Source organism: Flavobacterium sp., assembly GCF_044341185.1.
Taxonomy (GTDB): domain Bacteria; phylum Bacteroidota; class Bacteroidia; order Flavobacteriales; family Flavobacteriaceae; genus Flavobacterium.
Genome location: NZ_JBIISE010000011.1, coordinates 36,067 through 50,350 on the forward strand (window position 1 = coordinate 36,067; position 14,284 = coordinate 50,350).

Below are 14,284 nucleotides of genomic sequence, written 5' to 3' on the forward strand. Positions count from 1 at the left end.
TTTTAGAAATCAATAAATCTTTAGCATCCATTGCGAAAATCTTTGCGAACTTTGCGGTTATGAAATAAATTAATAGTTGAAACACAGATTGAAGAAATTATGATACATATAAATATACTTCCGTTTCCAAATTTACAATCTGAGCGTTTGTGTTTTAGAGAAATTAATGAAAAAGATATTCCTGAAGTAATGCTTCTTCGAGGCAATCCTGAAACGATGAAGTTTATACCAAGACCTTTAATTACTACTAAAGAAGAAGCTTTGGCTCATATTAATTCACTTTTGAGTCACAAAGAAGAAAACAATGCTATTAATTGGGTAATTACAGAAAAAGACAACGATTCTTTGATTGGAATAATTGGTTTTTTTAGAACACAACATGAAAATTTACGTTCGGAATTAGGTTATATGACCTTACCAGAATATCATAATAAAGGATATGTTACAGAAGCTATAAAAACAATTTTAACATTCGGATTTGATGTATTACATTTACATACTGTTACTGCAATTATCGATCCTGATAATTTTGCTTCAGCTCGTGTATTGGAAAAAAATGGTTTCAGAAAGGAAGGACACTTTATCGAAGATTTCTTTTGGAACGATACATTTATAGATTCGGTACATTATGGATTATTAAAAAAAGAATTTAAAAAATGATAGTTACAATTTCCAATTCACAACTTACAGCAACCATAAATACTTTAGGAGCTGAATTAATTTCATTAGTTAAAAAGACCAAAAACTACATTTGGCAAGTGGACGAAACGTATTGGAATAAAACCTCACCTGTTTTATTTCCCATTGTTGGTCGTTTGAAAAATGATAGTTATACCTTTAATGGAACAACTTATCAGCTTCCACGACACGGATTTGCCAGAAATGTGGAATTTACTTTCGATAAAAAAAGTGATTTTCAAGTTATTTTTGAACTTAATGAAACCGAAGAAACAAAAGCAATTTATCCTTTTACTTTTAAGTTATTAATGGCATACACATTAATGGAAAACGAATTAGTTATTGAATATTTTGTACGAAATCAATCGGATGAAGTACTTCCTTTTTCTATTGGAGCACATCCTGCCTTTGCTATTTCAGAAAATTTTGAAAATTATTCCTTACAATTTAATGCCGAAGATACTTTTGAAACGCACCATTTAGAAAATGAAAGTTTTATTGGAAAAACCACTTTGGTTGATGCAAAAAACAATACTATTAATTTAAATTATGCTTTATTCGAAAAAGATGCGTTGGTTTTTAAACAATTAAATTCAAATGAAGTTACTTTAAAATATAATGACAAAGCGATATTAAAAGTAAATTATGATCATTTTCCATATTTAGGAATTTGGACCAAACAAAATGCTCCGTTTTTATGTATTGAACCTTGGTGTGGTTTGGCAGATGCCATAAATCATAACGGAAATTTAGAAGAAAAAGAAGGAATGAATCATTTACCAGCTGGCGAAGATTTTTTACGAGCTATCCGAATTGAAATTTTAGAATAAGTATTAAATTCTGGGTTTACTTAGGCCTCTGTCATATAAAATAATACTACCAGCAACAGAAACATTTAAACTTTTTTCCGATTTAAATTTTACTAAATGATGGCATTTTTCCATAGCTTTTTTGGTCATGCCATGATCTTCTGCACCTAATAAGTACACACAACGTTGCGGATGATGAAAAGTTTCTAAATCTACTGCGGCATCATCAAGTTCAACGCCAACTAATCTTGCGCCTTTAGGTAAGTTTTCGTAAAATGCTTCAAAAGTATCATAATGAAAATAAGGAATCGCTTTTACTGCGTTGTGTGTGTCGCAAGCTTGTTTGGCATATCGTTTTCCAATGGTAAAAATAAAACTCGCACCAAAATTCTGCGCCGAACGCCAAAGCATTCCTAAGTTTTCGGGTGTTTTTCCGTTTTGTATACCTATTCCAAAAAATTCGTTTATAAAATTATCGTTCATGTTAAGTTTAATGTAAAATACTACTTTTTTTAACTACGAATTGTCAAGTCTATTTGATTTGTTTAATTCTTTAAATCTGTGTTCCCATTTTCCACAAAGTAATCACAAATTTGTCCTCCCGAAAGGTTTTTTTATTTTTAATACTGTTGTGAATTATTTTTCGTGAGACCCTTTCAGGGTGACAAACGTTGTGGTGTTTTTTTAAAACTAGGAATTAAATTAACCTTTGTAATTCTTTCTTATTGGTAATGGTAATTTTTTTGCCTTGTAAAGAAATCCAACCTTCTTTGTTAAATTCAGATAGTAATCGAATGCAACTTTCAGTAGCTGTGCCAATCATTCCAGCTATTTCTTCACGTGATAATTGAATTTTTAAACTTCCATCTTCGTGAATGCCAAAGTCGGTTTCTAATTTAAGTAAGGTTTCAGCTAAACGTTGTTTTACCGTTTTTTGTGCCAAATTCACCATATTATCATCGGCATCTTTTAAATCACCACAAACCGATTTCATCATATTTAATGAAAACTGATTATTTTCGTTAAAAAACTGTAAAATTTCTTGTTTTGGAATAAAACAAATTTGCATGTCTTCAACAGCAACAGCACTTAGATTAGTAGATTCTTCACTTATCAAAGAACGTTGTCCTAAAAGTTCTCCTTTTTTTACAAGTTTTACTATTTGATCTTTACCATTATCGCTAAGTTTTGATAATTTACAAACGCCATCTTTAATACAATAGATACCATTTAAGGCATCACCTTCATTAAAAACGGTTTCTCCTTTTTTTACGGTGTATGATGTTTTACAATCGGCAATCCTCAATAACTCATCTTTTTTTAATGCCTTAATAGCACTAAATTCTCTAACAATGCATTGTTCACATTTCCCCATAAAAACAAAATTAGTTGAAGTTGGTACAAATTTACAAATAGTATGACAAATATCATATTTTACTTATGAACAATATACAACCTTTGTATTAGGTAAAATGAGCATTATTATGGGCAATAAAAATTGTTTTCATTGTGGTAAGGAATATACTGCAAAGGAAGAAATACAATTTGACGAAAAATCATTCTGTTGTGTGGGATGCAAAACAGTATATGAAATATTTAGTCAAAATGATTTAACGTGTTATTACGATTTTCAATCGGCTCCAGGAGCCACACCACAAGAAATTAAAGGTAAATATGATTTTTTAGATGATGAAAAAATTCAATCCAAATTATTGGAATTTCAAGAAAATACAATTTATATTGTTTCCTTATACATACCACATATTCACTGTAGTTCATGTATTTGGATTTTGGAGAATTTACAAAAACTTCAAAAGGGAATAAGTACTTCTCAAGTTAATTTTACACAAAAAAAGGTTCGAATTACTTATGATTCAGAGCAAACTAATCTAAAAGACATCGTTTATTTACTGTCATCCATTGGTTATGAACCTTATATTAGTTTAGAAAACTACGAAACAGACACCAAACAAATTGATAGAAGTTTAATTTATAAATTAGGAATTGCTTTTTTCTGTTTTGGAAACATTATGCTTTTATCATTTCCAGAATATTTTGAAGTAGATGAATTTTGGATAAATAAATATCGAAATTTCTTTAGAACGTTGATTTTCTTTTTATCCTTACCTTCTTTTTTATATTCGGCAAGTGGTTATTATATTTCTGCTTATAAAAGTATCAAATCTAAGATGTTAAACATTGATATTCCTATAGCTTTAGGAATAATTGTCATGTTTATACGAAGTGTAATTGATATTACTTTTGATTACGGTCAAGGTTATTTTGATAGTTTAACAGGATTGGTTTTCTTTATGTTGTTAGGAAAATTATTTCAACAAAAAACATATGATTTTTTATCATTTGAACGCGATTTTAAATCTTATTTTCCAATTGCTGTTACGAAAATTAATCAAAATGGAGAAGAGGAACCTTGCCAAATTTATGATGTAGAAAAAGGTGATAGATTAATTATCAGAAATCAAGAATTAATTCCAGTTGATGGAATATTAATTTCACCAAAAACAGCTTTAGATTATAGTTTTGTTACTGGTGAAGCCATTCCAATTGAAAAAAAATCGGGCGATAAAGTTTTTGCAGGCGGCAAACAAATGGGCGGTATAATTGAAATGGAAGTGTTGTTTTCCGTTTCGCAAAGCTATTTAACGCAATTGTGGAGTAATGATGTCTTTCAAAAAAAAATAGAACAGAAACACAAATCGATTACAGACAAAGTAAGTCAGTATTTCACACCAGCTTTACTTTTGTTAGCTTTTGGATCCTTAATTTTTTGGCTGTTTATAAATGCGTATTTAGCGTTTAATGTTTTCACTGCAGTGCTAATTGTAGCGTGTCCGTGTGCTTTGGCTTTAACCGCACCTTTTACCTTAGGTAATGTGTTACGAATTATGGGAAACAAAAAAATGTATTTAAAAAATGCGCAAGTGATTGAACAAATGGCAAAAGTAGATACGATTGTTTTTGATAAAACAGGAACCATTACGTCGTCTTTAAAATCAACTATAGAATATACAGGTACAGATTTATCCGATAAGGAACTTGCAAATATTAAAAGCATTGTCAGAAATTCAAATCATCCTTTAAGTAGAAAACTGTATGCGTTTTTACCTCAATCTGAAATAATATCAATTAATACATACGAAGAAATTGTAGGAAAAGGAATGTTAGCTTCAGTTGAAAATAGTATATATAAAATAGGTTCTCTTCACTTAATGAATTTAAAATTAGAAATTGAAAAAGATAAAAATACTAAAGTACATATTGAAATTGGATCTCAATATAAAGGGTATTTTGCCTTCAACCATCAATATAGAGAAGGGTTAAATACATTGTTCAATCAGTTGGATAAAAACAACTTCAAAACTGTCATTTTATCTGGTGATAACGATGGTGAACAAGAGTATTTACAATCCGTTTTGCCACAAAATACTAAATTGGTATTCCATCAAAAACCAGAGCAAAAATTAGAATATATACAAAAACTTCAAAACGAAGGTAAAAATGTAATGATGGTAGGCGATGGATTAAATGATGCAGGCGCTTTAGCTCAAAGTAATATTGGAATTGCACTTTCAGAGAATGTAAATGTCTTTTCACCTGCTTGTGATGGTATTATGGACGCTTCGCAATTTCAAAAATTGTTTCATTATATACAGTATTCTAAAAACGCTATGAAAACCATTTATATGAGTTTTGGCTTATCATTATTATACAATTCAGTAGGATTAGCTTTTGCTTTAACAGGTAAATTATCACCATTGTTTGCAGCCATTATTATGCCTATGAGCGCTATTACGATTGTGAGCTTAGTAACCATATTGAGTAAATTTTACGGTAAAAAAATCAAATTTTAAATAAAATAAATTCAATACATGACAAATATCATATTTAATTGCGTCACACTAATCTAATTTTGTTTAAAACTTATAGAGGTATGAGTATCATATATTTTCTTATAACCATTAGCATCTTAATAGCCATTGTGTTTTTAATCACGTTTATTTTCGCTGTAAAAAGCGGACAATATGATGATGATTACACACCGTCTGTTCGTATGCTTTTTGACGATGAATTAAAAAAAACTAAAACTAAATAAACATTAATTATGGAAATGCAACAATTTCGTTATGATAATAAAATCGTTCGTAATTTTATTTATGCATCGCTACTTTTTGGAGTAGTCGGAATGTCAGTAGGACTGCTTGTGGCTTTATTTTATCTTTTTCCTAATTTAACAGACGGTATACCGTGGTTAAGTTATGGAAGATTAAGACCATTACATACCAACGCAGTTATTTTTGCGTTTGTTGGAAATGCCGTTTTTGCAGGAGTATATTACTCTTTACAACGTTTGCTTAAAGCAAGAATGTATAGCGATTTTTTAAGTCAGGTAAACTTTTGGGGTTGGCAACTTATTATTTTAGGTGCTGCCATAACATTACCAATGGGAATTACTACTTCAAAAGAATATGCCGAATTAGAATGGCCATTTGATATAGCAATTGCCTTAGTTTGGGTGGCGTTTGGTATTAATATGATTGGAACTATTGTTAAGCGAAGAGAACGTCATATTTATGTTGCTATTTGGTTTTACATCGCCACTTTTGTTGCAGTTGCCTTATTACACATTGTAAATAGTATTGCAATACCTGTTTCATTAACAAAAAGTTATTCTGTTTATGCAGGTGTTCAAGATGCTCTGGTGCAATGGTGGTACGGACATAATGCGGTAGCATTTTTCTTAACTACACCATTTTTAGGATTAATGTATTATTATTTACCTAAAGCGGCTAACAGACCAGTATATTCATATAGATTGTCAATTATCCACTTTTGGTCGTTAATTTTCTTATACATTTGGGCAGGCCCTCATCATTTATTATATTCAACATTACCAGATTGGGCGCAAAATTTAGGAGTAGTATTTTCAATTATGCTAATTGCTCCATCTTGGGGAGGTATGATTAATGGATTATTAACTTTAAGAGGTGCTTGGGATAAAGTTAGAACAGATGCAGTTTTAAAATTCTTCGTAGTTGGGGTAACCGGTTATGGAATGGCCACTTTTGAAGGTCCTATGTTATCACTTAAAAACGTAAATGCGATTGCTCACTTTACGGACTGGATTGTCGCACACGTTCACGTTGGCGCATTAGCTTGGAATGGTTTCATGACATTTGGTATGATTTATTGGATTATACCAAGAATTACTAAAACAAAATTATATTCAGAAAAATTAGCTAATTTTCATTTTTGGATTGGAACATTAGGTATCATTTTATATGCTTTACCTATGTATGTGGCAGGTTTTGTACAATCATTAATGTGGAAACAATTTAATGAAGACGGCACATTAGTATATGGCCAATTTATGGATACTGTAGTGGAAATTATGCCAATGTATGCTATGCGTGCAGTAGGTGGTGTGTTATACTTAACAGGTGTTTTAGTTGGAGTGTATAATGTAATTAAAACAGTAAAAGCAGGTTCTGCAGTTACAGATGAAGAAGCAGAAGCAGTTGCGCTACCAGTAATCGCATCAAGTCGATTGAGAAATGAAAAATTACACGCTTGGTTAGAACGTAAGCCAGTTCAATTTACCATTTTAACAGTTTTGGCAGTTTCTATTGGTGGATTAATTCAAATTGTACCTATGTTAATTGTGAAATCAAATATCGCAACGATAACAAGCGTTAAACCTTATACACCATTGGAATTAGAAGGACGAGACTTGTACATTCGCGAAGGTTGTAATAATTGTCACTCACAACTGGTTCGCCCATTTAGAAGTGAAGTAAAACGTTATGGTGAATATTCTAAATCTGGAGAATATGTATATGATCATCCATTTTTATGGGGTTCAAAAAGAACTGGTCCAGATTTAATGCGAGTAGGTGGAAAATATCCACACAGTTGGCACTTTAGCCATATGTGGAATCCACAAGCTACAACAACTGGTTCTATAATGCCAGCGTATAAATGGATGTTTGATAATAAGAAAATGAAACATGACGACATTCAGAAAAAAATGAGTGTGATGAAAACGTTAGGCGTACCTTATACAGATGCCGAAATTGCTAATGCATTTATAAGTATTGAAAAACAAGCTGTAGAAATTGAAAAAGGTTTAGAAACAGATCCAAATTTCTCTAAATCATATGCAGCAAGTAAAGAAAAAGCAAAACTTACAGGCGAACCTTTCGTACAAATGAAAGATAGAGAAATTGTAGCCTTAATTGCATACTTGCAACGTTTAGGAACGGATATTAAAGTAAAAAAATAAGGATATGTTAAAATTTGTAAAACACAACATGGAAGGTATTAATGGAGTAGAGATTTATCCTATAATATCATTAGTAATTTTCTTTACCATATTTATTTCTTACTTAATATATGCTTTGTCTTATAGTAAAGAACAAGTGAAAATTATGAGTGAATTACCTTTTAACGAGAAATAAAACAACAAGATTATGAGAAAATATATTCCAGTTTACATTAGGTTTCCGTTTTTTTACCTAATTGTTTTTGCCTTATCAGAATATTTTATTGATTCTGGAGACCGTCCAGCTTTTGTAAAATATCCAATAGTGCCATTAATGCATTTGTTATTGATATTCATTTTTATTGTCATTGAAGTAATATTAAATGCAGTAGACAATGTTTCTTACCAATTGCTTACAGATGAAGCAAAAGCGCAATATGATATTGATAAAGCTAAACCATTTACACAATCCGAGTTGTATAAAAAATGGATGTTTAAAATTTCGGCTTTAAAACCAATTGAAGACGAGAAAGACATTCAATTAGATCACGATTATGATGGAATTAAAGAACTAGATAATGGTTTACCGCCATGGTTTACGGGTTTATTTTATGCTACAATTGTGTTTGCGTTGGTATATTTAGTTCGTTTTCATATAGTTGGAGATTATACACAAGACCAAGAATATGTAATGGATAACACTTTAGCGGAGAAACAAGTAGAAGAATATAATAAAACCGCTCCAGACTTAATGAATGTAGATAAAGTAACATTACTTACAGAACCAGCTGCTCTTGCAGAAGGAAAAGCCATTTTCACAACCAATTGTGTGCTTTGTCATAAAGCTGATGGAGGTGGAGCAATTGGTCCTAACTTAACAGATACAAGTTGGATTTTAGGTGGTGGAATTAAAAATTTATTTAAAACTATTACCGAAGGTGGTCGACCAGGAAAAGGAATGGTAGCTTGGAAAGAAAGTTTAAAACCAACTGAAATACAAAAAGTGGCTAGTTATGTATTGTCTCTTCAAGGCACAAAACCTGCTGTAGGAAAAGCACCTGAAGGGGAAGTATGGAATGAAGAAGGTGCTGCAGCAACTGCAAAAGTTGAGGTGGCAGATACGATTGCAAAAAAATAAATACTAACAATTTGGGTATGCTTTATTGTATACCCATATTTGTTACAGCAGTAATGCAAATTATAACAAAAGATGTCAAATATTGAAGACGATAGTTTCCGTGATTCCATTGGAACTATAAACGAAAAAGGAAAAAGAAAATTTATTTTTCCAAAAAAACCTCAAGGAAAATATTACGATAGAAGAAAATTAGTAAGTTATGCATTATTGGCATTTTTACTTTCTAGCCCTTTTATTAAAATAAATGGCAATCAGTTCTTATTGTTTAATGTATTGGATCGTAGATTCAATATTTTTGGAATGCCATTTTGGCCACAAGATTTTTATTTGGTGGTGATTTTAATGATTACCGGAGTGGTTGGGTTAACATTATTTACTGTAGCTTTTGGTCGTATATTTTGTGGTTGGTTTTGTCCGCAAACTATTTTTATGGAAATGGTTTTCAGACGAATTGAATATTGGATTGATGGGGATAGAGGTGCTCAAATAAAATTAGAAAGCCAAGAATGGAATGCCGAAAAAATTATAAAACGCGTTCTTAAATGGTTCGTTTTTTTGATTATTTCTTTTGGTATTGCCAATGTATTTTTAGCTTATTTAGTTGGAAGTGATACGCTTGAAGCCATGATTGTTGAAGGGCCGTTAAGTAATATAAAAACCCTAATTGTACTATGTATTTTTACTGGTATCTTTTATTTTGTTTTTACTTGGTTTAGAGAACAAGTTTGTATTATTGCTTGTCCTTATGGAAGGTTACAGGGTGTTTTGTTAGATAATAAATCCCTTGTTGTAGCTTACGACTATGTTCGTGGAGAAAACGAAAACGGAAGAGCTAAATTCAAAAAAAATGAAGATAGAGTAGAGCAAAAAATTGGCGATTGTATTGATTGTCATCAATGTGTAAATGTTTGCCCTACTGGAATTGATATTCGTCACGGAACACAATTAGAATGTACCAACTGTACGGCTTGTATGGATGAGTGCGATTTGATGATGGAGAAAGTAAACTTACCAAAAGGATTAATACGTTACGCAAGTGAAGTAGAAATTTCTAAAAAGGAAACGTTTAAATTAACCACCAGAATGAAAGGGTATATTGCCGTTTTAGTAATTTTAACTACAGTTATGATTTCAATGATTTTATTGCGAACAGAAGTAGATACTAAAATATTAAGATTATCCGGTCAGTTGTACGAAGAAAAAGGGAAAAACATCAGTAATGTATACACCTATAGAATTATTAATAAAACAAATGAAAATTTGAAAAATATAACTTTTAAGTTAATTCAACCAAAACAAGGCACCCTTAAGTTAGTAGGAAATTCTATTTTACATGTCGAAAAAGCCGATGCTGCAACAGGAACATTATTTGTTGAAATTCCATTGGTAATATTAGAATCAGATAATACAAAGATTAATATAGAAGTACATCAAGGAAATAAATTAATTGAAACAATTACAACAAATTTTTTAGGTCCAAGAACATTTAATTAAAACAACAACAAATATGAAATTTAATTGGGGAACAGGCGTAATTATTGGTTTTGGAAGTTTTATGACTTTTATATTGTTTTTTGTGTTTTTGGTACAATCAAATTCAAAATACGATAATGAATTAGTTGCTGATGATTACTATAAACAAGAAAGTAAAGTACAAAGCGATATTGAAAGCCAAAATCTTTCAAATGCTTTAAAAACTAAATTAAAAGTAGCAAAAACATCTGAAGGGATACAAATTTATTTTCCTACAGATATAGATTACAAAAAAATAAAAGGAACTATTTCCCTATACAGACCGTCTAATCAAAAGTTGGATTTTGAGATGAAAATTTCTTTATCAAGTCCAATAATGCTCATACCTAATCATAAATTGATTGGCGGTCTTTGGGAAATATCTATAAATTGGCAAGTAGATGAATTGTCGTATTTAAACAAAGAAACAGTTTATTTTTAATTTCCAATTTTGGAATTATAATATAAAAAAATGCTTTATTCTGCACTAATATTTGGTTTTATAAGTAGTTTACATTGCGTAGGTATGTGTGGACCAATTGCCATGATGCTTCCAGTGGATAAGGATAATTCGTTAAAAAAATGGATACAAATTGCTACATATCAGTTGGGCAGGGTAGTAGCTTATGCCTCTTTAGGTTTACTTTTTGGGATTTTGGGTTCTGGGTTTTTCTTCGCAGGATTTCAACAACAGCTTTCTATAGTTGTTGGGATTTTTATGATTATTGTTGCCGTTGTTCCAGAGAAAAAATTTGCAACATATAATTTTTCTAAGCCTATTTATAGTATTATCAGTAAAGTAAAATCTAAATTGGGCTCACAATTTAAAAACAAAACGTTTAAATCGTTATTTTTGATTGGACTTTTTAATGGGTATTTACCTTGTGGAATGGTATATGTAGCATTATTTGGCGCAATGGCTATGAATCATGTTTTCTTAGGAAGTTTGTATATGATTTTATTTGGATTAGGTACCATTCCTTTAATGGCTGTTGTTGTAAATTTTTTAAAAAGTACTTCGTTTACTTTTTACGCTAAATTTCAAAAAGCAATTCCTGTTCTTATGATTTTCATGGGAATATTATTTATTGTAAGAGGTTTTGGATTAAATATTCCTTATTTTTCTCCAAGTACTATGAATTTACATATACAATCAGAGGTGAATTGCCATTAAATTTATATTAAACCGTCATTGAAAATAATTCTGTTTGAGGCGCTACCCTTTTTAGTCTTAAATCGAAAGCCATGCAAATATTTCTTACATACGCTTTTCCTAAATCGGTTACAGTTAATTTATTAGTTTCAATGTAAAGTAAGCCATCTAATTGCATTTCGTATAAAGAATCTAAAACATCATATATTTCTGGAAAAAAGGTGTCATTGTTATTCCAAGAAGTTTCAAAATGACACATTAAATTTAAAATATGTTTCCTAATTATCACATCTTCGGTAGTTAAATGATGTCCTCTAAATACAGGTAAATTATTGGCATTAATTTTTTGATAATAGCTTTCTAACGATTTTTCATTTTGTGCGAAACTATTCCAACTATCACTAATAGAAGACACACCTAAACCAATCATTAATTCTGTTTTCGAAGCGGTATATCCCATAAAATTCCGATGTAATGTTTTGTTTTTAAACGCCAAATACATTTCATCAGTAGGCAGAGCAAAATGATCCATACCGATTTCAATATAACCCATTTCAAGTAACATTTTCTTACCTAATTCATATAATTGTCTTTTTGTGTCACTTTGAGGAATGTCTTCATCATTAAAACCTCGCTGACCATTTCCTTTTAACCAAGGTACGTGCGCATAACTGTAAAACGAAATTCTATCTGGTAAAAGTGATTTTGTTTTTAAAATAGTATCTTCAATATTTTCTAACGTTTGAAAAGGCAATCCGTAAATTAAATCGTGTCCAATTGAGGTATAACCAATCTCTTTTGCTAATAAAGTTACTTTTGATACATTATGAAAAGATTGCATCCTATGAATAGCAATTTGTACTTTTTCACTATAATCTTGTACACCAAAACTTACTCTTCTGAAACCTAAATTATATAGTGTTTGCAAATGTTCTTTTGTTGTATTATTTGGATGTCCTTCAAAACTAAAAATGTAGTTTTCAGCTTTGTTTGCTGTTTCAAAAATACCTTCAAGTAATAAAGTTAAATTTTCTGTTGTGAAGAATGTTGGAGTGCCACCACCTAAGTGAATCTCTTTTATATTTGGCTTTCTTGAAAATAAATTGCAGTACAAACGCCATTCTTTTATTACAGCTTGTATATATGGTAATTCTACTTCATGTCGTTTCGTAATTCGTTTGTTACATCCACAAAAGGTGCATAGACTTTCACAAAAAGGCAAATGAATATATAAACTTATGCCATCTGTTTGGTTCGAAATTTTAAAAGTATCAATAAGATTTTCTGTCCATTGTTTTTCTGAAAACGCATCTTCTTCCCAAAAAGGAACTGTTGGATAACTTGTATATCTTGGACCAGGCACATTATATTTCTTTATCAATGATGGCATAACTAAATGAATTTACAACAAAATTATAGGTATTCACGCTATATTTTTATGATAAATGTCATGCAAAAAAAATAATGTTGATTTGAAATAAAAATAGTTTTAGTAATCTAATTATGTATAAGAACAAATTAACTCTTTAATTAATGTTCTAATTTGTGGTTCGGCTTTTTTGGCAGCTTTCAAAACTTCTTCATGTGATACACGTTCCATATTTTCTTCATTTCCCATATCGGTAATAACAGAAATCCCAAACGTTTCCATATCCATATGTCGTGCAACGATCACTTCAGGAACGGTACTCATACCTACACAATCGCCACCAATATTTTTTATCATTTTATATTCGGAAAGCGTTTCATATGTTGGGCCTTGTAGTGCAACGTATACACCTTCCTCTATTTGTATGTTTTTTGCATTAGCAATTTCCTTAACTTTTGCAATCATTTGATGACTATATGGTTCACTCATATTTACAAATCTTGGTCCTAATCGTTCATCGTTTATTCCTCGTAAGGGATGTTCCGGCATCATGTTAATATGATTTGTAATTAATACAATTGAGCCTACTTTATATTTTGAATTTACTCCACCAGAAGCATTAGAAACAATTAATTTAGAAACACCCAAATATTTCATCACCCTAACGGGAAAAGTTACTTCCTTCATACTATGTCCTTCATAATAATGAAAACGGCCTTGCATTGCGATAACTTTTTTTGTTCCAATAGTTCCAAAAAGTAAAGCACCTTTATGCCCAGCAACAGTTGAGGTAGGAAAGTTAGGTATCTCAGAATATGGAATGGTAAATTCAATAGAAATATCATCTGCAAAATCTCCTAAGCCTGAACCTAGAACTATTCCATACTCTGGAGTGAAATTTGTCTTTGCTTTTATGAATTCACAAGTTTCGTAAATTTGATTTAACATATTTTGAAGTATTTAGTTACTCAAAAGTACGAAATTAATGGTGTTTTTTGTTATAAAATCTACACTATTTTGTCGGAATCATTCTACAAATAAGTTTCATTTATTTTATTTAAGTTTGACAAATGTTTTTGCCCCCAAATTGCATATTATAAAATCTCCCCAATTTTATAATAAAAACAAAAACATTTGTGCTAGATTTTTCAGCATAGTTTTGTTAAAAGACTTCAAGGATACTTGAAGTCTTTTTTTTGTTTATATTTTTTTGTATTAGAGTCATTTTTTGGTGTTAATTAAAACCCAAATCATAACTAAATCCAAACAATATTTGTGAATCAGTGTTTTTAATTTCAATGTAAGGTGTTGAATGAAAGCGGTACCTAACTGTTGTATATATTTT

General features: G+C 30.6%; 14 protein-coding genes. 10 read left to right on the forward strand and 4 right to left on the reverse strand.

The annotated features are described in order from the left end of the window. The first annotated feature begins 99 nt into the window (after positions 1-99). Entirely contained in the window at positions 100-660 is a 561-nt protein-coding gene (locus tag ACIQZ1_RS03880) for a GNAT family N-acetyltransferase (protein ID WP_396159250.1), read from the forward strand. Then, a complete protein-coding gene (locus tag ACIQZ1_RS03885; RefSeq protein ID WP_396159252.1) occupies positions 657-1,508 on the forward strand; it encodes an aldose 1-epimerase family protein in 852 nt (283 codons plus the stop codon). The genes ACIQZ1_RS03880 and ACIQZ1_RS03885 overlap by 4 nt, the downstream gene beginning before the upstream one ends. Before the next feature lie 3 nt (positions 1,509-1,511). On the opposite strand, the gene ACIQZ1_RS03890 is transcribed toward ACIQZ1_RS03885, so the two are convergent. After that, complete coding sequence (locus ACIQZ1_RS03890) at positions 1,512-1,970, reverse strand: RNA methyltransferase (RefSeq protein ID WP_396159253.1); 459 nt, start codon at positions 1,968-1,970, stop codon at positions 1,512-1,514. A gap of 214 nt (positions 1,971-2,184) precedes the next feature. After that, the gene (locus ACIQZ1_RS03895; RefSeq protein ID WP_396159255.1) at positions 2,185-2,862 is read right to left on the reverse strand and encodes a Crp/Fnr family transcriptional regulator; all 678 of its coding nucleotides are present in this window, start codon (positions 2,860-2,862) and stop codon (positions 2,185-2,187) included. A gap of 109 nt (positions 2,863-2,971) precedes the next feature. On the opposite strand from ACIQZ1_RS03895, the gene ACIQZ1_RS03900 reads away from it, so the two are divergent. From ACIQZ1_RS03900 to ACIQZ1_RS03935, 8 genes are all read left to right on the forward strand, one after another. After that, the gene (locus ACIQZ1_RS03900) at positions 2,972-5,359 is read left to right on the forward strand and encodes a heavy metal translocating P-type ATPase (RefSeq protein WP_396159272.1); all 2,388 of its coding nucleotides are present in this window, start codon (positions 2,972-2,974) and stop codon (positions 5,357-5,359) included. Between the two features lie 80 nt (positions 5,360-5,439). Beyond that, positions 5,440-5,601 (forward strand): cbb3-type cytochrome oxidase assembly protein CcoS, encoded by a 162-nt coding sequence (gene ccoS, locus ACIQZ1_RS03905; RefSeq protein WP_396159257.1) that lies wholly within the window; start codon positions 5,440-5,442, stop codon positions 5,599-5,601. Between the two features lie 9 nt (positions 5,602-5,610). Continuing rightward, positions 5,611-7,788 (forward strand): cytochrome-c oxidase, cbb3-type subunit I, encoded by a 2,178-nt coding sequence (gene ccoN, locus ACIQZ1_RS03910; RefSeq protein ID WP_396159259.1) that lies wholly within the window; start codon positions 5,611-5,613, stop codon positions 7,786-7,788. 4 nt (positions 7,789-7,792) lie between these two features. Beyond that, positions 7,793-7,963 (forward strand): CcoQ/FixQ family Cbb3-type cytochrome c oxidase assembly chaperone, encoded by a 171-nt coding sequence (locus ACIQZ1_RS03915; protein WP_396149931.1) that lies wholly within the window; start codon positions 7,793-7,795, stop codon positions 7,961-7,963. 12 nt (positions 7,964-7,975) lie between these two features. Continuing rightward, the gene (locus ACIQZ1_RS03920; protein ID WP_396159261.1) at positions 7,976-8,905 is read left to right on the forward strand and encodes a cbb3-type cytochrome c oxidase N-terminal domain-containing protein; all 930 of its coding nucleotides are present in this window, start codon (positions 7,976-7,978) and stop codon (positions 8,903-8,905) included. A gap of 72 nt (positions 8,906-8,977) precedes the next feature. Next, a complete protein-coding gene (ccoG, locus tag ACIQZ1_RS03925) occupies positions 8,978-10,399 on the forward strand; it encodes a cytochrome c oxidase accessory protein CcoG (RefSeq protein ID WP_396159263.1) in 1,422 nt (473 codons plus the stop codon). A 13-nt stretch (positions 10,400-10,412) separates the two neighbouring features. Continuing rightward, positions 10,413-10,859 carry a FixH family protein gene (locus ACIQZ1_RS03930; protein ID WP_396147253.1) on the forward strand — a complete coding sequence of 149 codons (447 nt, stop codon included), beginning with the start codon at positions 10,413-10,415 and terminating at the stop codon, positions 10,857-10,859. A 30-nt stretch (positions 10,860-10,889) separates the two neighbouring features. Continuing rightward, the gene (locus ACIQZ1_RS03935; protein WP_396159265.1) at positions 10,890-11,591 is read left to right on the forward strand and encodes a sulfite exporter TauE/SafE family protein; all 702 of its coding nucleotides are present in this window, start codon (positions 10,890-10,892) and stop codon (positions 11,589-11,591) included. Positions 11,592-11,598: 7 nt separating this feature from the next. Here ACIQZ1_RS03935 and hemN read toward each other — a convergent pair whose 3' ends face one another. Together hemN and ACIQZ1_RS03945 are read right to left on the reverse strand one after the other, a co-directional pair. Further along, positions 11,599-12,960, reverse strand: coding sequence for an oxygen-independent coproporphyrinogen III oxidase (hemN, locus tag ACIQZ1_RS03940; RefSeq protein ID WP_396159267.1), 1,362 nt, complete (start codon positions 12,958-12,960; stop codon positions 11,599-11,601). Between the two features lie 111 nt (positions 12,961-13,071). Further along, complete coding sequence (locus tag ACIQZ1_RS03945; protein ID WP_396159269.1) at positions 13,072-13,887, reverse strand: purine-nucleoside phosphorylase; 816 nt, start codon at positions 13,885-13,887, stop codon at positions 13,072-13,074. Between the last annotated feature and the right edge of the window lie 397 nt (positions 13,888-14,284).